Origin of the sequence: Streptomyces soli, assembly GCF_003999195.1 — a bacterium.
Lineage (GTDB): Bacteria > Actinomycetota > Actinomycetes > Streptomycetales > Streptomycetaceae > Actinacidiphila > Actinacidiphila soli.
The window spans coordinates 1-19,318 of record NZ_RJVR01000019.1; the positions used below are offsets into that span (position 1 = coordinate 1).

The following is a 19,318-nucleotide window of genomic DNA, read 5'->3' on the forward strand; positions in this document are numbered from 1 at the left end:
CGCTTGAAGTCGGGTCGCGGGTGCGCATCGGTGACGGCTTCGAGCGCCGCGGGATCCAGGTCGTCACGGCCGATCCCGAGCACATCAGTCTCCACACCGGTGACCAAAGCGATCTCGGGATCCATGAACTCCGGAACACCGGGGGTTGTGTGCAGGGCGATCGCCGTCCATACCCGGCGCACATCGTCAGCGCCGACCCCGTGCTCGACAAGGAACCGACGCGCCTCGTTCGCACCGTCGATCTCGAAGCGCTGATGAGCGGTCCGGTATGTCGGGTCTTCGAAGTTAGTGGGGGTGCGGCCACGCGGGATGCTCCTCCGCGTGGCCGCCGGGCTGGCGAGGGTCCAGCAGGGGCAGAGGCTGACCGTCGTCTGACTGGTCACGGAGGAGCACCGGACGGCCGCCGACCCCCACTAACTTCGAAGACCCGGTATGTCTGAGTCAGACCCAGGTCGTGGAACATCGCTCCGACGTAGAGCAGCTCCGGGTCGGGCTTCAGGCCCCGCCGTAGCCCTTGCAGCATCCCGAACAGGTAGACCCTGCGCGAGTGGTCGAACAGCAGCGGCGGCTCAGCTTCGCGGACCAGTTCCGTGGCCTCGGCCGCCAGGCGCGTATCGGGTATATCGATACCGGCGATCTTCTCGCTTATAAATGGTTCTCTCCTGCGCGCGGCCCATGGACGCGGTCGTGTCTACGGATCCGATATCGGAGGTGCCGATTCGAGTAGGCGGTAAGTGCGGCGCTCACCATCAGTAAGGTCTTAACAGAAAGCATTTCAGCATTGTCTGCGCCTGTCCTGTCGTGCCAGCCGCCCAACGTCCATCCGGGTGAACGGCCTAGTAGTGCTTACTGGCCTTGAAAGCGTGGCGTCGTAGGGCTGACGGCTGTTGATCCCTGCGGTATGCCGTCTTCATGAGGTACGCGAAAGGTGGCGAGCTGACCGCCGAGCGCCGGGCATTTTCCGGTCATTTGTGATCCTGCTTCAGTTACGGCGGTGGCCTACAGCACGCCGGGTGAACGCCCTGGCCCTGCTACCGAGGGCGGCGCGTCACCGGCAGGCCAACTACCGCGGTGGGCGGGGCTGCGCGAGGCCAAGAGGCCCATACTTGATGCCGGTAAACAGGGGTGAACCTTGACAAAAACCTGATTGCACATCATGGGCAACGTCTACGCCACCACGCCGGACCAGACCGTCTGCCTCGGGTACCTGCCCGAAGGCGAGGACGACGCGCTGTGGAAGATCACGGCGTACTCCGGCCCCTTTGCGATGCCCCGATGGCTGGTCACCTTCCAGGACAGCGCCTCCACCGAGATCGTCGCGGGCTCCACCACCGCGCTCGCTGCCGCTTACGCCGAAGGCCCCAACTCCTACCTCTACTACGGCAGCAGCAACCTTGCGGCGCGGGGTAGCCGCTGCGTATGTGCGGGGTGAGGGTGTGTGCGGAGCCTCGGCCGTAGTAGTTGGTCTCGGGTCTTGTAGGCGTAACTGGTGATGTTTGTGCGGGTCGACGGTGAAGTCGAGGTTCCACCGCCAGCCCTGGGTGCACTCGGAGGCCGCGAAGGTGGAGGCGTGGCACGGCTCGCCTGTGTCGTTGCCGTACACCGGCACGCCCCAGGCGGCGTTACTGGTCGTGTCGGTGCCGTCGCCGCCGGCTGCGCTGGGCAGGTGGTCTGCGCCGAAGTGCAAGTTTGATCGTCAACGGGTCGTTGTCAAGCAGCGTCAAGACCTCGGTGCAGGTAACTGACCCGAGTACTCAGGTAGTGGTCGACCGCCCGTCAGATCATGCTTTGGCTGGCCGTTAGAGGTGTTGAGGGGGTGGTTGGTGGCGTCTGGATAGGCCGCAGGCCCGGCTGTCGCGTCGGGTGGGCGGCTTTCCAGGGCGGGTGGGGGGTGGTTCGGGCCCGATGGGGCAGCGGTCAGGACACGGTGCGTGGGGGTCTCAGCTGGTCCAGGACCGCGCCGATGCGGTGGTGGGCGGCTGGGGCGAAGCGCAGGAAGTGCTGTCGGCCCTTGCCAACGAGCCGGGCGGCGCGGTTGACCAACTGCTGGCGGACCGTGGCGATCCGGGCCCGGGAACCATCCGGGCGCAGGGGGTGGAGCAGTTGCAGCCAGCCGGAGAGGTTCAAGGCGAGCAGGGCGCCCCACATCCAGCAGCTGTTGACGTCGTGGGATGCGGAGGGGAGATGGTTCAGGCCGGCGCCGTAGGCGGTGTCGCGGAAGACTTCCTCGACCCGGGTGCGCAGGCGGTATGCCTTCTCGCAGGCGGCGAAGTCCTCGTCCAGGTCCAGGGGTTGGTTGGTGGCGATGAAGGAGTAGGCGTAGACGGTGTCGAAGCCCTCTTCCAGGGCGAGGGCGAGTTGGTGGGCTCCGACGGTGCGGCGGCGGCGCGAGCGGGTGTCGGCGGAGATGTCGGCGGTGGCGTGGGCGACCCGGCGTACCAGCACTGTGGTGCCCTCGGGCCAGTCGGCGGGCACGTAGGTGCTCAAGGCGACCTGCGCGCCGGGCATGTCCTGGCAGTCGGTCCAGTCGTCCTCATGGATGCCGGCCAGGTGCCGCCAGACGGCCTTGTTGCGGGTGACTCCGAGACGGAAGTAGCACTGGGCGTCGGCGATGGCGTGGGCGATCGGGCCGGCGAAGTAGCCGGTGTCGCCCTGGACGGTGACCTTCCCGGTGGCCCCGGCCGCCCGTACCGCGGCCAGCGCGCGGTGGAACAGGTCGATGGTGGAGGCGCGGGGGTCCTCGTCGCCTGCGAGGAGGTCGGCGGCCAGGGCGAGTTGGGTCTGGGACCAGATCGCGGCGTGGACCCGCCCGGTCAGGCCGCCCTTGTAGGAGCGGGCCACGTTCTCCTTACGGGAGGAGTAGACCTCGATGTCGCGGGCATCGATGTCGATGGTCACCGGGCCCTGACGCCACAGGGCTGCCCGCGGGGCGGGGAGTTGGTCAAGGACCGTTGCGGTGAGTTGGGCGCTCGCGGTCTCGATGCCCTCGCGTTCGGGCTGGCCCAGGCGTGCGGCCAGGGTCGCGGCGGTGGTCGCCGCGGGCGCGGGGACGGGGCTGATGCCGTCGCCGACCTCGTCGGCGCGCATCCGGTCGAAGCCGACCAGGGTGTCGTGGCCCAGCAGGCCGCCGGGCGAGGAGATCGACAGGATCGAGGTCGATATCCCCCACTGATGCATCAGTTCGAGGTGCTGGTCGGCGTGCCAGGTGGGCCAACCCGCCATGCCGTCGGGCTGGATGTTCCCTGCGTCCTTCGCCGCCTGGACGTACTCCTCGGTCAGGAAGTGCGCGTGCACGTCCACCAGGGGTGTGCGGGTCGTGTCGGCCATGGGAGTTCATCCTTTCTGGATCACGGACGTGGGGGCGGACTGGTCAGCGGCTCAGCCAAGTGAAGCAGTCGGCGGTAGAAGGCAGCGACCTCTGGTGCAAGAGTGCCGGTCATGTTCGGAGTGGAGCCGATCCAGCCTGTCTCAAACACCACGAGAACCCTTCGGGCACCTGTCCGCGCCCCGATGGCACGCCACCCTCCGATCCCTCACACTGGGTATATGGACGGTCCGCATGACCTGGGCGGGCGGATGGACTTCGGTGGCGTCACCGTTGACCCCGATGAGCCTGTGTTCCGGGCACGCTGGGAGGCCGCCGTGATGGCCGCCGCGCTGGCGCTGCTCTCCGCGGCGCCGGCGCGGGGTTGGAACCAGACGCTGTCCTCTTTCCGGTATGCCCGGGAGCGCATTGACCCGGTGGACTATCTCGGCTCCCCGTACTACGAGCGGTGGCTCACCACGGTGGCGACGATCGCAGTCGAGTCGGGGGTGGTCCGCCGGGAGGAGCTGGAGAAGCGGGCGGGCGGGCCCTTCCCGCTCGCCCGCCCGCTTCGGGTGCACGGGCTGGAGAACCCGGGCAGCGGTGTGTCGCGGTTCGCCGTCGGTGACCGTGTCCGGGTCTGGCAGCGGCATCCGCTGGGGCACACCCGGTGCCCCGGGTACCTGCGGGGACACGTCGGTACGGTACTGCGGAGCCACGGCGCGTCCAGCCTCCCGGATGTGGAGGTCCACTCCAGGCTGCGGGTGCAGGAGGCCGTCTACACGGTCCGATTCGACGCCGGTGAGGTCTGGGGCGACGGGCAGACCGGCGTCTGCCTGCATGCGGACCTTTGGGACAGCTACCTGGAGACGCCATGACCACCGACCACCACCACGGCACACCGCCTGCGCCGGTCGAACGCCGCGCGGTCGCGCTGGAGGAACTGCTCGTCGAGCAGGGGCTGATCAGCCACGAGGACATCGACGCGGTGCAACAGGAGTACGAGACCCAGCTCGGCCCGATGCACGGCGCCCGCGTCGTCGCGCGCGCCTGGGTGGACCCGTCCTACCGCGAGCGCCTGCTGGCGAACGGCACGAGGGCAGTACACGAGCTCGGCATCGAGGGACCGGAGATCGAGCACCTCGTCGTCGTGGCGAACAGCCCCGAGGTACACCACGTCGTCGTCTGCACGCTCTGCTCCTGCTACCCCTGGGGCGTGCTCGGGCTCCCGCCGAACTGGTACAAGGACCCGCCGTACCGCGCCCGCGTGGTTCGCGAGCCCCGAGTCCTGCTGGCCGAGATGGGCTGCCCGCTGGAGGAGTCCGTTGAGATCCAGGTGTGGGACAGCTCCGCCGACTGCCGGTATCTCGTGCTGCCGGAACGTCCTGCCGGCACCGACGGCCTGTCCGAGGAGGCGCTCGCCGGCCTGGTGACCCGGGACTCGATGGTGGGGGTGGAGGTGCTGTGACGCTCGATCTTGACGGGGCGAGTGCCCCACCCCGCCGCAACGGCGAGCTGGCGTTCGACGCACCCTGGCAGTATCGGGTCTTCGGCCTGGCTGCCGGGGTGGTGGAGCGCCGCTTCGACGACGACTGGGCACCGTTCCGGCGTTGCCTCAAGGACGCGATCGCCGACCGGCCGCAGCGACCGTACTGGGACAGCTGGACCGCCGCGCTGGAGGAGTTGGTGGTCGGCACCGGCCTGCTGGGCCCGGACGCGGTGTCCCGACGGATCGCGGACTGAGCGGCAGCGGCGGGGGCCGAGGCGGGTGGTGATCTGCGCCAGCGGCGTAATCGGCGCCTGCAGGAGGGGTTCCCGTAGTCCTGGGGAAATTTCGGTCCCGGCGGCCCCTGTCCAAGACCTCGTCCTCGCTGCACTCCGGGCGTGTCCTACCCCCATTTCTTGCGGTGATCAGTAGCGTTTCGTACAGGCTGAAATGCCCGAAGGTCAGCGATCTTTTCTGATTTCGTCCCCCACACTCCGGCAGCACGCGGGGCGTCGGGCGATCGCACGTGCCGCCGAGTAATGGCAACGCTGAAACGGCGCCCGGGGCCGTCCTGCGGGCTCAGATCGGTCACAGCTCAGGAAAGGACAGCGGGCCCAGTGCCAGATAACGACGAAAGAAACCCGTCCGATGCAGAGCGACACGGGGCATCGAGTAGACGAAGATTCCTTGCAGGGGCGACCCTCGGCGCCGCACTGGCCTCCGCCGGAATTTACGAGCTCATCGACAAGATTTCTCCGCCGCCCAAACGACCTGCTCCCACGGCCGACCAGCCTGTGCGACCGGAACAGTATGCCATCCCAAAGTCGCGGCTCATCATGGACGACGGCTCAGGCGTGGCCAGCGACACCGGCACGATCCCCGTCCTGATCCCGCCAATGCACAACCATGTGATCACGGCGACATTGAAGGTCCCGGCGAACACAAAATCCCTGCAGGAGGCACAGCACCACCTGGAATCCGTCATCAGGGGTCTGGAAAAGAAATTTCCTCCACCACCCAGTGGCCTGGGCGTGGTGGTCTCCTGGGGGCTTCCCTACTTCCGTCACTACATCCCCAGAATCGGAAGAAATTCGAGTTTTTTCAAGGCGGGGACACGCTACCCGGAATACTTGCCGGTTGACCTGATCACCTCCAAACAGCGGGGCCACACCGTCTACGCGATCCAGGATTCCAGAACGTTCCCCAGCGACCAGCCCCCTCCTGGCTTCGGAGCCGTTCGCCTGGAGCAAAACGATGTGTCCGTGCTGCTGCGCAGTGACTCCCTCGACAACATCATGGCAGGCACCAACGCACTGTTCGGAACGGAAAGCAACCAGGCGGGCAGCCTGTTCAAGGTGACCAGTATCCGCAGGGGCTTCACCGGCGGCGGATACACCGGACAACAGTCGCTGGCGAGCAAACTGGCGCTGGCCGCCAAAATCCCCGGCGCGAAGTCGATCCCCATCCACTCCCCGGTCTTCCTCGGCTTCACCACGACCATCAAAACCGCGGAAAGCGCCACTCCGGTTTCGAACCTGGAGACGTTGCCCGGCTGGACCGACCAGTGGCCCAACGGGTACTTCCGGTACGGAACCGTCATGCCGCTCTCGCACCTGTTCCAAGACCTGGCCGCCTGGTACGGGAGCGGAGGAAGGGGACCGCATGACTTTCCCACGTATGCCGACCGTGTCCGGGCGATGTACCGGCCCGGTCTCTCATTCGCCGCGGGAACGGTCACCGCGAGTCCTCCCGTCGAAACCGAGGCCGACGTGGATCACGACGTCCAAAAATACCGGGCATACGGCCACAACGGGAGCATGCAGCCGACGAATCGTCTGCAGAAGGAGACGACCAGCAACTACGGTCACCGCTACCCGGCTTCGACCCCCGTCTCCAACCGCGGGGATTTCGCCACGCTCGACAACCCGTTCTACTACACCTCCGATCCGACCGGCGACCACCACAGCAGCCGTAAAGCCGCCGGGCTGCACTTCCTGATCTTCGTGCCGACGACTGAAACCTTCAATCGCGTGCGCCTCGCGATGGACGGCCACTATCCGGACGGAAAAACCGTCAGTGTCTCCCCGCGCTCGCCCGACGCAGGTTTGAACTCGGTCGTGTACACGACTCACCGACAGAACTACCTGATTCCACCGCGGGTCCATCGCTCCTTCCCGCTTGCCGAGTTTCTGGCCTGACGACGGCCACCAGACACAGACCAGGAAGGTCCGAGGCCCCATTCAGGCCCAGGCGAGCTCGGGTACCGGGCTTCCGGGCCGATCAACACCGGGTTCGGAGCTCAAGCACCACGAGTGATGTTCTGCGAAGCATCTACCTGTCCGGCAAGCTCACGATCGTGACCGGTGGCTATTCGGGACTGGGCTTGGGGACAACGCAGGCCCTCGCGAGCCCTCGCCTGCGCGGGAGCCCACGTTGTTGTCCCTGCCCGGCGCCGCGCCACGGCCCAGGAGGCGGGCTCGATCTGCAGCCCGGTCCCGAACCCGGCGATGCTGGCGACGTGGCCGGCGCCGCCACTGGCGTTCTTCTAGTATTCGGTCACCGAGGATGTGTTCTTGTTGGCGACGAACAGGTGCCCGGAGGAATCCACCGCTACGCTCCTAGCCCGAGTTTCCCCGCTAGCTGATGCGTAGGTATCAACAGGCGTGTCCAGCTTGATCGTTCGTCCTGCAAGGTGTATTACCCATATTTGCCGTCGATCATCAGCAAGCGCCGAGGCGCCCGGACCTACTACTACCTGGTGGAGTCGGCGCGGGTGGACGGCAAGCCCCGGATTGTCTCGCAGCAGTACCTGGGTAGTGGGGAGGAGGTCGCTGCGAAGCTCGCGGGGCAGTCCGCCGGGGCCCCGGTCCGCAGCCAGCACAAGGAGTTCGGGGCGCTGGCGGCGGTCTGGTCGGTGCTGGAGCGCCTGGGGGTTGCCTCGGTGGTGGACCAAGTCGCGCCCCGGCGGGCGGATGCCGCTTTGACGATCGGTACCTACATCGCGCTGGCCACCACCAACCGGGTGGTCGCCCCCTGCTCGAAAGCAGCCTTCGCCCGCTGGTGGGAGTCCACCGCCGGTCCGCGGTTCACGAAGGTGCCCGTCACTGCCGTGGACCACCGCCGCTTCTGGAAGGCCATGGACCTGCTGGGCGAGGACGACCTGGCCATGATCGAGGCGGAACTGGGTCGCCGCATCGTCGACGAGTTCGGCCTGGACCTTTCGGGGCTGATCCTCGACATGACCAACTTCGCCACCTTCATCGACTCCGGCAACGACAAGGCGCCCCTGGCCCAGGCGGGAAAGCCAAGCAGAAACGCGTCGACCTGCGCCTGATCGGGCTGGCGATGGTGGTCACCCGCGACGGCGGCGTCCCTGTCCTGTCCCGCCCCTACCCCGGCGACCGCCCCGACGTCACCCAGTTCAGCGGCGTCATCGACGAACTCCTGGACCGCTACCGGGCGTTGGCTCACGGCGTGGAATCCCTGACCGTCGTCTACGACGCCGGACAGAACTCCACCGCCAACCACGAGCGCATCGAGGAGGCCGGGATCGGCTTCGTCGGCTCCCTGCCACCCAGCGACCACCCGGCCCTGCTCGCCCTGCCCCGATCTAGCTACCGGCCGGTGGACGAGGAACGCTACCCCGGCCTGACCTGCGTCGACACCACCGTCACCGCGCTGGGCGTGACCCGCCGCGCCGTACTGACCCATTCCCCGACCCTGCACACCGCCCAGCACCGCGGCTTCGACCAGACCCTGGCCAAAGCCCGCGCCAAGCTGGCCGCCCTGCAGGCACTGGCCCGGGGTCGCACCCGCAAGTCCCGCGAGGCCGTGGAAGCGGAGATCGCCGCCATCGTCCGCCCGCGCTGGGTAAGCGAGGTGATCACCACTACCCTCACCGGCACCAAGCCCGCCGACCTGCGCCTGTCCTGGCGCACCGACCAGGCCGCCCGCCGGCGCCTGGAGACACGTATCTTCGGCAAGCGGATCCTGTTTACCAACCGCAATGCCTGGACGACTGCCGAGGTGGTCGCCGCCTACCGCTCCCAGTCCGAAGTGGAGTCCGGCTTCCGCCAGTTGAAGGACCCGCACGTAGTCTCCTTCAGCCCGATGCACCACTGGACCGACTCCAAGATCCGCGTCCACGTCTTCTACTGCGTGCTGGCCCTGACCGTCGTCCACCTGATGCGCCGCGAGGCCGCCCGCGCCGGACTGGACCTGTCGGTACGCGAGCTGATCACGGAGCTCGCAGGTATCCAGGAGACCGTGCTGCTCTACCACGACGGCGGCAAGGGCCGCCCCCGCGCTCAGCGCATGCTCACCGACGTGAACGACACCCAGCGCCAACTCGCCGAACTCTTCACCATCAGCCGCTACACACCAACCCGCTGACCAGTACGTTTCCCGACGTGGGTAATACGCATCCACCTCACAAAAACCGTCCCTGACCAGCAGAAATGCTGGTCAGGGACGAGCTAGCGGGGAAACTCGGGCTAGGGGCAGACAGCCCGGTGCTGTGCCCTTTGATGGTGGCGATGGGGCTGGTGTCGCCGTTAGCGTTCGGCGCCGACGGGTGGGCGCTCGCCGTGACCGGGCCTCCAGCGGCGGCCACACCCCCCGCGGCCAGCATCACGGCCGCAACGGCAAGAACACCCCGACGTGGGCATTTGAGCTGCTTGGATGAACCAGGCATGTTAACCCTTCCAATCCGCACCCTTGCGGGTGCCGATCGCGCCCAACGCGGTGCTCAAGGGTCGCTGGCTGAAGATGCCCGCCGGGCCCGGCCACAGCGACGGCTTCGGTGCCGGGTGGTGGGCTGTCAGCCGCCGTCGGGGTGGAGGATGACCTTCGTCCACCCGTCGTCGCGAGCGTCGAAGTGCTGGTAGCCATCGGAGGCTTGGTCCAGTGGCAACTCGTGGGACACGATCCAGGACGGCTTCGCCTTGCCCTGTTCGATCAGGCCGCACAGCTGCCGGTTGTAGTCCTTGACGTTGGCTTGGCCGTTGCCGATGGTCTGGCCTTTGAACCAGAACTTGCCGTAGTCGAAGGCAATCTCGCCTTCCCTGTACATCGCGTCCGGGCTGTGGGGGTCCCGCGGGACAAAGACGCCGACCACACCGATGGTGCCGGTGAACTTCACCGAGTCCACCAGGTTGTTCAGGGTGAGGTTGGGGTGTTCGTTGCCCTGCGGGTCGTGCGCCTGGTACCCGACGCATTCACAGCCGCGGTCTGCTCCCAGTCCTTGCGTCTCTTCCATGACCAGGTCGATCGGGGAGCCCTTGGAGTCGTCGATGGGGATCGCGCCGATCTGCTCGGCGAGCTGGAGGCGGTCGGGGTGGCGGTCGACCACCATCACCTTGGCCGCGCTCTTCAGGTTCGCTGAGAGAGCGGCCATCAGGCCCACCGGGCCGGCGCCGTATATGACGACCGTATCGCCGGGCTGCACACAGGCGAGTTGGGTGGCATGCCAGCCGGTGGGGAAGATGTCGGAAAGCATGGTGTAGTCGCGCTGTCGCTCCCGGGCGTCCTCCGGCAGGACCAGGCAGTTGTGGTCCCCGTAGGGGACACGGAGGAACTCGGCCTGTCCTCCGTTGTAGGGGCCCATGCCGGCGAACCCGTACGCGGCCCCCGCCATCTTCGGGTCGACCGGGGTGGTGAGACAGTACGCCGTCAGCCCGCGCTCACAGTTGCGGCAGAATCCGCAGGAGATGTTGAACGGCAAACTGACCATGTCGCCGACCCTGACGCGGTCCACGCCGTCGCCGACCTCCACGACCTCGCCCATGTTCTCGTGGCCCAGGACCCGGCCGGACTCCATGTCGGTGCGACCTTCATACATATGCAGGTCTGAGCCGCATATGTTGGTCGTGGTGATCTTCACCAGGACGTCGGTGGGCCGCTCGATACGCGCGTCGGGAACGTCCTTCACCACGACATTACGCGTACCTTCGTATACGAGAGCCTTCATGGTGATTCCCTCCTACGGGCGGACGCTCACGGCTTCGGAAAGGCCCGCCCCGCAGGGCATCTCGCTCGGGCCCTGCGCGTAAGCGTGCCCACCTTCAGGAAGGTGAAAACGGATTGAAGCGGATGAAATTCACATACCGGCTAAGTCCTCGCGGGGCGGTGCGGGAGATGTCGCCGGCGGTTTGATGACCGGCGAATCCAGCGGCGTAGGGGGCCGCACCTGGCGGGACCGCCGGGGCGAGCGTAGCGCCACGCAACGGCCGCCGTTCGCACTCACACCGACGGGGAAGAAGGTGCCGATGGCGCCGAAGTTCGAGCGGTACGAGTTGGTCGCGGCCGACGGGACGTACGTATGTGGCGCTTCCGAAGAGGTAGCGCAGTGAAGGGGGGTCGCGCTGAGCGTGCGCTGCGGCTGGTGGAGTCGGGCGGAATCGGTGCGTGGTGAGTCGCCTGGTGCTCCGCAGCCCTCATAGCTTGGAGAGATCTGACAACTTCCTCCGCTTGGCGCTTTGCTCCGCGAGCGTCGTAGCCCGGCCATCCGGGCGGGTCGGGTGGCTTGGCAGGTAGTTCTGCTGTCCGAGGTCACCGGTGGACGGGCGGTGGACAGACGCCTTTGGACCGTGCATCACGGGATGGCACAAGGCAACCGGCCGCACATGTTCTGATCAGGCAGAACGTCACTCGACAGCACGACGAAGCACCAGGTAACACGAACGCTCACGGTCTCGTAATGCGTAGGTCTCGGGTTCGAATCCCGAAGGCGGCTCCAAGGTGAACCCCAGGTCGGGTCTATGACCTGGGGTTTTTTCTTTTTGTTGACCATGGGAAGTGGGCGTGTAAGGGCTTTTCGACCTACGCATTCCGATACGTAGGTCGATGGTTCACTCTATGGAGCTGCTTGTGGCTCCGGTGGGCGTAAGTGCCCCTTGAGCTGGGCTTTCTTCATGTAGGCCAGGCTGTGGATGCGCGTCGAGTACGCCGTGGGCGAGCCAGAGGAGCGCGAGGGGAGCGCATTGGGACAGCGGGCGCGCAGCGGGGTGCCGCGAGCCGCTCCGCCGACGGCAGCCGGGAGATGCGCGGGATGGTCGCAGACTGGTTGTTGGGCAGTGCTGGGCCACCGGTGGGTTTGCTTCACCGACAAAAGGATGAGCTTGCGGCGGATTGTCGTGACTCGACAAGAGGGCTCGCAGGCCAGGGCCCCAAGGCGGCTCGCACGTGTGGGCGGACATCGAAAAAATCCAGGCGGCCGGCGTGTCAACGGACAGCAGGCTGTCCGGGTGAGCGGACATCTCAGGGGGCTTGTGGGCGGACAGTTGATCTCCCTGTCCGGTATGACTATTTTTTGTCCCTCGGATGGGGGGCTCGTGTGAGCGTTGCGGGGACGGGTCCGTTGCGCCTGCGCCGTCTGCGATGTCAGTGGTGGCTGCGATGCTGCCGGCATGACCACCCCTTGGAATCTGCTCGACCTCGACAAGGCCTTGCGCGCCAGCTGGGCCGCCGACACCTGCTCGCCCGACAACCAGGCCGACTGGCAGTCGCACAACCCGGCCTGGGGCCACTGTGACGTCACTGCCTTGATCGTCAATGACATCTTCGGGGGCGATCTCATGGTCGGCGAAGTGCACCTCGACGGGGACCAGCACGGCTTCCACTGGTGGAACCGGCTGCCCAGCGGCGTCGAACTCGACCTGACGCACGAGCAGTTCCAGCGGGGCCAGACCGTCACCGCTACCCGTGTCGTCGAACGTCCGCCGGGCCCCCTGCCCCGCCGCTGGGACGAGTACCTTCTCCTGCGCAAGCGGGTCATCGAGCACCTCGGTCATCTGCCGGAGCCGGCCATCTGACCAGGCCAGGATCAGCCGGTGAGGAGGGCTTGGGCGAGGGTGCGGAACGCGGCAAGGAGTCGGTTGCGGTCCTCGGCCTCGGCGCGTACGGCCAGCACGACGTGGCTGGGTTCGACATCGCGCAGGGGGACGGTGGTGAGGTAAGGGCGGATGCGGCCGTCCAGAGCCGGCACGATGGCCACGGCCCGTCCGGAAGCAATGAGTTCGAGCTTGTCCTCCAGGTCCTCGACCAGGGGGCCGTCGGGGGCGCGGCTGCCGTCGGGGCGGGGGTCGATGCGCCAGAAGGCGTCCCGGGCCGGGTCGCTCGCGCGGATCAGGGGCTCGTCGGCGAAATCGGCGAGAGCGACGGATTCTCTGCCTGCCAGGCGGTGGTCGAGGGGGACCACCAGCACGCGCGGTTCGTCGTAGAGGACGGTCACGTGCAGCTTTGCGGTCTGCAGCGGCAGCCGGGTGACCACGGCGTCCACGCGGCGGTCCAGCAGGGCGGGGCGCACCTCATCCCACGAGAGGTGCGCGGTGTTCACGTCGGCGTCCGGATGCCGGCGGCGCAGCTCGCGTACCGCGGGGGTAATGATGATGTTCGTGGTGTAGCCGATGGTGATGCGGGTGGGCTCGGCCGCGGCCCGGGTGAGAGAGGTGGCTTTGGAAGCGGTGCGCAGCAGCGTTTGGGCGTGGGGTAGGAGGACCTCGCCTGCTGCGGTGAGCCGACTGCCGTGGGGGGTGCGGTCCAGCAGCCGGGCTCCCAGCTGCTGCTCTAGGCGGCGGATCTGCCGGCTCAGGGATGGCTGGGTGAGGTAAAGGGCATCGGCGGCGCGGGCGAAGGTCCGGTGCTCAGCGAGGGCGACGAAGTACCGCAGTAGTCGAAGATCGAGATCCGCCGGGGGAATTGCGTCGGGCACTCCTGCAGCGTACCCCCCGTACGTCCGACACTTCTCCTCAAACACCGGTGTTGACCTTTGGTTATGCCCTAGGTGTATGTCGTCTTGCGGCATGGGCTTTGGACGCGGGCCGCCGCAGGTTCCTAGCGTGGAGGCATTAGCTCATCGCCCCGGGGCTGCACGGCTCGCCAGCCCTGACGCCTCACGTGGCGTGCGCCGCACACAGGCGTCTGCGTCCGATTCATGTAGTGCAAGCAAGGAGAAACAGTATGTCCGCACCCGCAGCTCTGATCACCGGTGGAACCAGCGGGATCGGCAGGGCGACCGCCGAGCTTCTCCTCGGACGCGGCTACCGGGTGATGGTCACCGGGCGCGAGAGTGTTGCCGAGGCGAAGAAGAGTCTTCCGGCGGAGATCGCGGTGGTTCGCGCCGACGCCTGCTCTCTGGCCGACATCGATCACGCCATCGGCGAGGCCCGGGAACGATTCGGCGCACTCGACGTGCTCTTCCTCAATGCCGGGATCTCGCGGGTGAAGCCGTTGGCGGACACTGAGGAAGCCGACTTCGACGCGCTCTTCGACATCAACGTCAAGGGCAACTTCTTCACCCTGCAGAAGGCCCTTCCCCTGCTCAACGACGGCGCGTCCGTCATCTTCACCATCGGTGCCGGCACCGGTATCGGAGCACCCGCCATGGTGGCCGCCAAGGGCTCGCTGCTGCCGTTGATGCGGGCAGCAGCCCTGGAACTGGCGCCGCGCCGGATCCGGGTCAACGCCGTCAGTCCGGGCGCGATCGACACTCCGGCCTACAGCCGTCGGGGTATCTCCCGGGAGACCCTGGAGTCCTGGAGCGCGGGCATCCCCCTCGGACGGGTGGGCCTGCCCGCCGACATCGCCGAGGCCGTGGCCTTCCTCGCCTCCGATGCCTCCAGCTACATCACAGGAGACAACCTCATCGTGAGCGGAGGAATGGGAGTCGGCGCGTAGCCGCACCACCTGCGGCAGCCGATGAAGGGGAGAACCGTGCCATGACTCAATCCCTCTTACGCCGCCTGCTCGTGACGCTCGACCAGGAGTCCGCGCTCGAAGCGTGCTCCTGTGCGGACGACTCCCCACCCGGCCACACTCAGTGACCATAAACCCTCACATACCGAGGAATACGCGAAAATCGATTACGCGAGCTCGCCAGTACGATCCCCCGTCTACAGGCGTCGGGCGCTGGCCGGGTCACTGGCCGCCGCCGAGCTGGCCACGCGGTCGATGCTTTGGCGGCCTCCGGTTCCGGCTGACGCGGACCCGCAAGTCGGCTGCCCGGCAATCCCGCAGTTCGGGGACGGCCACTCCGCCGATCGGACCGCCGAATACCCAGTCGGTGCCCCGTGGGTCGGCCGCTTCACCGTTTGGGCGTGTCCGTTGCCCCCGTGGGGAATTCCTCGATGCCGAGTACCTGCAGCAGCTCCAGCCGCTCGCGGGCCTCGGCGTCCCCCGGGGTGAGCACCAGCAATTGCTGGCCCTGGTCGGGAGTGACCAGGGTCTCGCAGTCCATCAGCAGGCTGCCCACCCTCGGGTGCAGGAAGGTCTTGCGGTCGGCGCGCCGGACCGCCACCTCGTGCTCGGCCCAGAGCCGGCGGAAGTCGGCGCTAGCGGCCTGCAGCCGGTCGACGAGTCCGGTGACCGTGGGGTCGCCGGACCGGCGGCCGGCGGCCGCGCGCAGGTCGGCCACGAGCTGGCGGGCGTGGTACTCCTGCTCCTCGGGCGGGCAGACGGCGCGGGCAGCTGGGTCGGTGAACCAGCGGTACGCGACGTAGCGCCGGTCGCCGGAGAAGCTGGTGTGGTCGCCCGTGAGCAGGAGGCCGGCCCGGTTCTGGGCGAGGACCTCGCCCAGGTCGGACATGACCAGGGCCGGGGTGTCGCCGAGCAGGTCGAGCATGCGGATCAGGCCGGCGCGGGCCAGGCGGGCCGCCCCGTCGGCGGGCGGGGGCCGGTGGCCGGCCAGGTGGAACAGGTGGTCGCGCTCGTCGTCGGAAAGGCGCAATGCCCGGGCCAGCGCGCCCAGGAGCTGGGTCGAGGGTTGGCTGCTGCGGCCCTGCTCAAGGCGTACGACGTAGTCGACCGACATGCCGGCGAGCATGGCCACCTCTTCCCGGCGCAGGCCGGTGGTGCGGCGGCGGGGGCCGTCGGTGATGCCGACCTCGGCCGGGCGGATCGCCTCGCGGCGGCGGCGCAGGAAGTCGGCGAGCTGGTCACGTTCCATGGCCCCATGGTCCCTCGCGGCGGGCGAGCCGATCCAGGGAGCGGCGCTCCCATGATGAACGCTCCGCTCCCGTAGGGCGCGGTGCGGGCGCAAGGTGGGTGGCAGATCGACGACGAAGGAGAACGCGATGCAGATACGAACCCTGGGCAGCACCGGCCCGGCCGTTTCCGCGCTGGGCCTGGGTGCGATGGGCATGTCGGGCGCTTACGGCGCGGCCGACCGCGCGGAGAGTATCGCCACCGTGCACGCCGCGCTGGACGCTGGTGTCACACTGATCGACACGAGTGACTTCTACGCCATGGGCCACAACGAGCTGCTGCTTGCCGAGGCGCTGCGTGGCCGGGACCGGGACAGTTACCAGCTGAGCGTCAAGTTCGGCATGCTGCGGGAACCGGGCCCAGGGTTCGGCGGGCATGACGGCCGTCCCGAGGCGGTGAAGAACTTCCTGGCCTACTCGCTGACCCGGCTGGGCACCGACCACATCGACATCTACCGTCCCGCCCGGCTGGACCCGGCGGTACCGATCGAGGAGACGGTGGGCGCGATCAAGGAGATGATCGACGCCGGATACGTACGGCACCTCGGCCTCTCGGAGGTCGACGCGGCGACGATCCGCCGGGCGCACGCCGTGCACCCGGTCGCCGACCTGCAGATCGAGTACTCGCTGATCTCCCGCGCGGTGGAGGCGGACATTCTGCCTACGCTGCGGGAGCTCGGCATCGGCCTGACCGCGTACGGCGTCCTCAGCCGCGGCCTCATCTCCGGGCACTGGACGGCCGGGCATACCGCCGGCCCCGGCGACATCCGCGACTTCAGCCCGCGATTCTCGAGCGGGAACGTGGAACACAACCTCGCCCTCGTGGAGGCACTGCGCCGGCTTGCCGAGGCGAAGGGCTGCACCGTCGCCCAACTGGCCATCGCCTGGGTGGCCGCACAGGGCGACGACATCGTGCCGCTGGTCGGCGCCCGCACCCGCGAGCGGCTGGCCGAGGCACTGCCCGCGATGGAGCTGAACCTCACCGCGGACGACCTCGCCGAGATCGAGAAGGCGGTGCCGCCGGGCGCGGCACGCGGCGACCGATACCCCTCCGCGTTCATGGCCGGCCTCGGCGTGGGGAACTGAGCCCGGCTCTCCGGCGGGGCCCGCTCCGGCGGCTGGCTGCCGCGGCCCGCGCCTATGTGGGCACAGCCCGGAGGCATCGGAGGCGCTGAGCGTGTCGGCCCACCGGTGCTCCAGGCAGCTCCTTGAGCTGATCGGCAATGGGCAGCGCAGGGGCCAGGTACGGAAGGGGCCGCTGGAACGTGGCGGGTGCTGCGGCGGGCCGCGCATTCCTTGCCGCATCGCTCCTCCATCGGCTCCCCAGGCGCATCAGACCGGATGCTGGTGAGAATCGGACTGGCCGCCCACCGGGGAGGGTGGGCGGCCAGTCCGGAGAGGAGTGGTTCGGATCGGACCGGATCAGGAGAAGATCTGGAACTCTGAGGGTTGCCCGGCGGGCCAACCGGTGTTGCCGGTGAAGTTCAGCCGCAGGTAGCGGATGGTGCTGGTGGGCAGGGTGATGGTGGCGGTGTTGCCGGTGGCCGGGTTGAAGGTGTAGCCGGCCGATGCCTTGAGCGTCGTCCAGGTGCTGCCGTCGGTCGAGCCCTGCACCGAGAGCGTCTCGGTCCGTGTCGCCGGTCGTTTGCGTTTCGCTGAACTCAGGTCAGACTGACAGGCGGGACTGGGAGCCAAGCTCAGCCGCGCGCACCTGCAGGTCGCTCAAGGCCGCTGCGGCATGGACCGGGAACGGTTCGTCATTGTCCGACCCCATCCAGCGCTCAACGGCGATTGAGAACGCGAGCATCCCCACTTCCGCCCCCAGCCGGGCCGTCAGCTCGTCTGCGCCCCGTTCGCGCAGGGCGGCGCTCATCGACCTGGCGATCCGGGCGTGCTTGAGCAGTCCCCGCTCCTGCACTTCGCTGTTCGCCGCGACCACCAGCACGCGCTTTGCGGCCTTAGCCCGCTGTTGCGGGGTCATCGCGACCTCGGCGGCCACGAACGCCGCCTGCAGGCACTCGGTGAGCGTGGCATCCGGTGAGGCGGCACGGATGCCGTCGGCGAACAACTCGGCCAGCACGTCTTCACCGCCGAACAGGACCTCCCGCTTGTCGGCGAAGTGCCGGAAGAACGTGGCGCGGTTCAAGCCGGCGCGATCCGCGATCTGCGCGACGGTCGTTTCCTCGTACCCGTTCTGCGCCTGCCGAAAACCTCATCCGGCCAGGTCACGCGGCATGTTGGTACTCATGGAGGATGCCGCCGAGTCGTTCGCGTCGTCGTATGTCGAGGCGGGTGATCTGCCGCGGTCCGGCAATCGGCACCGGCAACGGGTGTAGTGGGCGGGCGTTGGCGATGCCCTGATGGGGCCGGTGGGAGTTGTAGTGGTCTTCGAACTCCCGTAGTGCGTGGAGCAGGTGCCGCTGGTTCCAGATCAAGGTGCGGTCCAGCAGTTCGCGTCGGCAGGTCTGTACCCAGCGTTCCATGATCGAGTTCATTCTCGGCATCCGCACGCCGCTGAGCACCACCTCGATCCCCGCGTCGGCAAGGATGGTGTCGAACAGGGCAGGGAACTTTCCGTCGCCGTCCCGGATCAGGAACCGCGCCCGGCAGCCGGCGTCTTCGAGGTCCATGACGAGGTTCTTCGCGGTCTGTGTCATCCAGGTAGCGGTCGGGTGAGCGGTGGCGCCGAGGATACGGATCCGCCGACTGGCGTGCTCGATCACTGCGAACACGTACAGCCGTGCCCCGGACAAGGTGACCGTTTCCAGGAAGTCGCAGGCCAGTAGTGCGTCGGCCTGGGAGTGCAAGAAGTCCGCCCATGTGCTGGAGGCCCGCTCGGGCGCCGGGTTGACCCCGGCGTCCTTCAGCATCTCCCAGACGGTGGACGCGGCCACCTGGATTCCCAGAACGAGGAGTTCACCGTGGATGCGGCGATAGCCCCAGCTGGGATTTTCCCGGGCGAGGCGTAGAACCAGGGCGCGGATGGAGTGCACGGTCCGCGGCCTTCCCGATCGCTTGGGCCGGGAGGCGGCAGCGTGGCGGCGGGCGACCAGATCGCGGTGCCAACGCAGCACCGTGTCCGGCCGTACCAGCAGCTGTACCCGGCGCAGCGGCTCCGACGGCAGCCGGTGCAGCAACGCCGCCAGGAACGCCCGATCATACGGGGTGAACTGCACCCTGTGGCCGCCGAGTTGGCGCTGCAGGACCGTGATCTGATGGCGCAGGGCGAGGATCTCTGCGTCCTTGTCCCAGTCGCTCATCGGCAGCAGGCGCAGCATGGCCAACGCGTTCGTCATGGTCAGGTAAGCCAATCGCAGCAGCACGACCGACCATCATGCCGGAGTGATCACCAGCCACGCGCGAGCACCCATTTCGCACGCCCGAACCCGAGACCTCGCATACCCCGTACACCAGCTCCCACCAGGGCGGATGAGGTTTTCGGCAGGGGCAACGATCTTGGTGGTTAATTCGGGGCTGGGTCGATGGGTCCCCTGGCGCTGCTGTAGTGGATCATGGTCCTGCGGTGGGCGTGCCGTGTACTGCCGCAGA

At 67.7% G+C, this 19,318-nt stretch carries 16 protein-coding genes and 5 pseudogenes; 12 read left to right on the top strand and 9 right to left on the bottom strand.

All coding sequences use genetic code 11. From position 1 onward, the window contains the following. Positions 1–383 (bottom strand): annotated as a pseudogene (locus EFK10_RS01080) (hypothetical protein); the annotation flags it as partial. 20 nt (positions 384–403) lie between these two features. After that, positions 404–649, bottom strand: a pseudogene (locus tag EFK10_RS01085) (HD domain-containing protein); the annotation flags it as partial. A 507-nt stretch (positions 650–1,156) separates the two neighbouring features. On the opposite strand from EFK10_RS01085, the gene EFK10_RS01090 reads away from it, so the two are divergent. Continuing rightward, positions 1,157–1,432 (top strand): DUF317 domain-containing protein, encoded by a 276-nt coding sequence (locus EFK10_RS01090; RefSeq protein ID WP_127353912.1) that lies wholly within the window; start codon positions 1,157–1,159, stop codon positions 1,430–1,432. A 485-nt stretch (positions 1,433–1,917) separates the two neighbouring features. Here the strand turns inward: EFK10_RS01090 and EFK10_RS01095 are convergent, their stop codons facing one another. After that, entirely contained in the window at positions 1,918–3,327 is a 1,410-nt protein-coding gene (locus EFK10_RS01095) for a transposase (protein WP_127353913.1), read from the bottom strand. 219 nt (positions 3,328–3,546) lie between these two features. Here EFK10_RS01095 and nthB point away from each other — a divergent pair, with 219 nt between their 5' ends. The 7 genes and pseudogenes from nthB to EFK10_RS01125 all read left to right on the top strand — a co-directional run bounded on the left by nthB (position 3,547) and on the right by EFK10_RS01125 (position 9,182). After that, complete coding sequence (nthB, locus tag EFK10_RS01100) at positions 3,547–4,182, top strand: nitrile hydratase subunit beta (RefSeq protein ID WP_164835751.1); 636 nt, start codon at positions 3,547–3,549, stop codon at positions 4,180–4,182. Then, positions 4,179–4,772 carry a nitrile hydratase subunit alpha gene (nthA, locus tag EFK10_RS01105; RefSeq protein WP_127353915.1) on the top strand — a complete coding sequence of 198 codons (594 nt, stop codon included), beginning with the start codon at positions 4,179–4,181 and terminating at the stop codon, positions 4,770–4,772. The genes nthB and nthA overlap by 4 nt, the downstream gene beginning before the upstream one ends. Then, positions 4,769–5,047 (top strand): nitrile hydratase accessory protein, encoded by a 279-nt coding sequence (locus EFK10_RS01110; protein WP_127353916.1) that lies wholly within the window; start codon positions 4,769–4,771, stop codon positions 5,045–5,047. The genes nthA and EFK10_RS01110 overlap by 4 nt, the downstream gene beginning before the upstream one ends. Positions 5,048–5,407: 360 nt before the next feature. Beyond that, on the top strand, positions 5,408–6,988 hold the full coding sequence (locus EFK10_RS01115; RefSeq protein ID WP_127353917.1) for a DUF7405 family protein: 1,581 nt from the start codon (positions 5,408–5,410) through the stop codon (positions 6,986–6,988). Between the two features lie 122 nt (positions 6,989–7,110). After that, positions 7,111–7,264, top strand: a pseudogene (locus EFK10_RS49290) (oxidoreductase); the annotation flags it as partial. 233 nt (positions 7,265–7,497) lie between these two features. Continuing rightward, positions 7,498–8,124 (top strand): hypothetical protein, encoded by a 627-nt coding sequence (locus EFK10_RS49295; protein WP_240676900.1) that lies wholly within the window; start codon positions 7,498–7,500, stop codon positions 8,122–8,124. An 11-nt stretch (positions 8,125–8,135) separates the two neighbouring features. Continuing rightward, positions 8,136–9,182, top strand: coding sequence for an IS1634 family transposase (locus EFK10_RS01125; RefSeq protein ID WP_240676901.1), 1,047 nt, complete (start codon positions 8,136–8,138; stop codon positions 9,180–9,182). Positions 9,183–9,609: 427 nt separating this feature from the next. Here EFK10_RS01125 and EFK10_RS01130 read toward each other — a convergent pair whose 3' ends face one another. Further along, a complete protein-coding gene (locus EFK10_RS01130) occupies positions 9,610–10,758 on the bottom strand; it encodes a glutathione-independent formaldehyde dehydrogenase (protein ID WP_127353918.1) in 1,149 nt (382 codons plus the stop codon). Between the two features lie 184 nt (positions 10,759–10,942). Between EFK10_RS01130 and EFK10_RS01135 the strand changes: the two genes are divergently transcribed. Next, positions 10,943–11,140 (top strand): hypothetical protein, encoded by a 198-nt coding sequence (locus EFK10_RS01135; protein ID WP_127353919.1) that lies wholly within the window; start codon positions 10,943–10,945, stop codon positions 11,138–11,140. A 1,056-nt stretch (positions 11,141–12,196) separates the two neighbouring features. Continuing rightward, positions 12,197–12,601 carry a YunG family protein gene (locus tag EFK10_RS01140; RefSeq protein WP_127353920.1) on the top strand — a complete coding sequence of 135 codons (405 nt, stop codon included), beginning with the start codon at positions 12,197–12,199 and terminating at the stop codon, positions 12,599–12,601. Positions 12,602–12,612: 11 nt separating this feature from the next. On the opposite strand, the gene EFK10_RS01145 is transcribed toward EFK10_RS01140, so the two are convergent. Beyond that, positions 12,613–13,500, bottom strand: coding sequence for a LysR family transcriptional regulator (locus EFK10_RS01145; RefSeq protein ID WP_240676902.1), 888 nt, complete (start codon positions 13,498–13,500; stop codon positions 12,613–12,615). A gap of 248 nt (positions 13,501–13,748) precedes the next feature. Here EFK10_RS01145 and EFK10_RS01150 point away from each other — a divergent pair, with 248 nt between their 5' ends. After that, complete coding sequence (locus EFK10_RS01150) at positions 13,749–14,465, top strand: SDR family oxidoreductase (RefSeq protein WP_127353922.1); 717 nt, start codon at positions 13,749–13,751, stop codon at positions 14,463–14,465. Positions 14,466–14,871: 406 nt separating this feature from the next. Here EFK10_RS01150 and EFK10_RS01155 read toward each other — a convergent pair whose 3' ends face one another. Further along, positions 14,872–15,732, bottom strand: a complete 861-nt coding sequence (locus EFK10_RS01155; RefSeq protein ID WP_127353923.1) for a helix-turn-helix transcriptional regulator — start codon at positions 15,730–15,732, stop codon at positions 14,872–14,874. A 127-nt stretch (positions 15,733–15,859) separates the two neighbouring features. Here EFK10_RS01155 and EFK10_RS01160 point away from each other — a divergent pair, with 127 nt between their 5' ends. Beyond that, a complete protein-coding gene (locus EFK10_RS01160) occupies positions 15,860–16,855 on the top strand; it encodes an aldo/keto reductase (protein ID WP_127353924.1) in 996 nt (331 codons plus the stop codon). A 336-nt stretch (positions 16,856–17,191) separates the two neighbouring features. On the opposite strand, the pseudogene EFK10_RS01170 reads toward EFK10_RS01160, so the two are convergent. The 3 genes and pseudogenes from EFK10_RS01170 to EFK10_RS01180 form a co-directional block, all read right to left on the bottom strand. Continuing rightward, positions 17,192–17,407, bottom strand: a pseudogene (locus EFK10_RS01170) (discoidin domain-containing protein); the annotation flags it as partial. 28 nt (positions 17,408–17,435) lie between these two features. Beyond that, positions 17,436–17,957 (bottom strand): annotated as a pseudogene (locus EFK10_RS01175) (TetR/AcrR family transcriptional regulator); the annotation flags it as partial. Positions 17,958–17,994: 37 nt separating this feature from the next. After that, positions 17,995–19,092: an integrase core domain-containing protein gene (locus tag EFK10_RS01180; RefSeq protein WP_127353927.1), complete on the bottom strand. Its 1,098-nt coding sequence runs from the start codon at positions 19,090–19,092 to the stop codon at positions 17,995–17,997. Between the last annotated feature and the right edge of the window lie 226 nt (positions 19,093–19,318).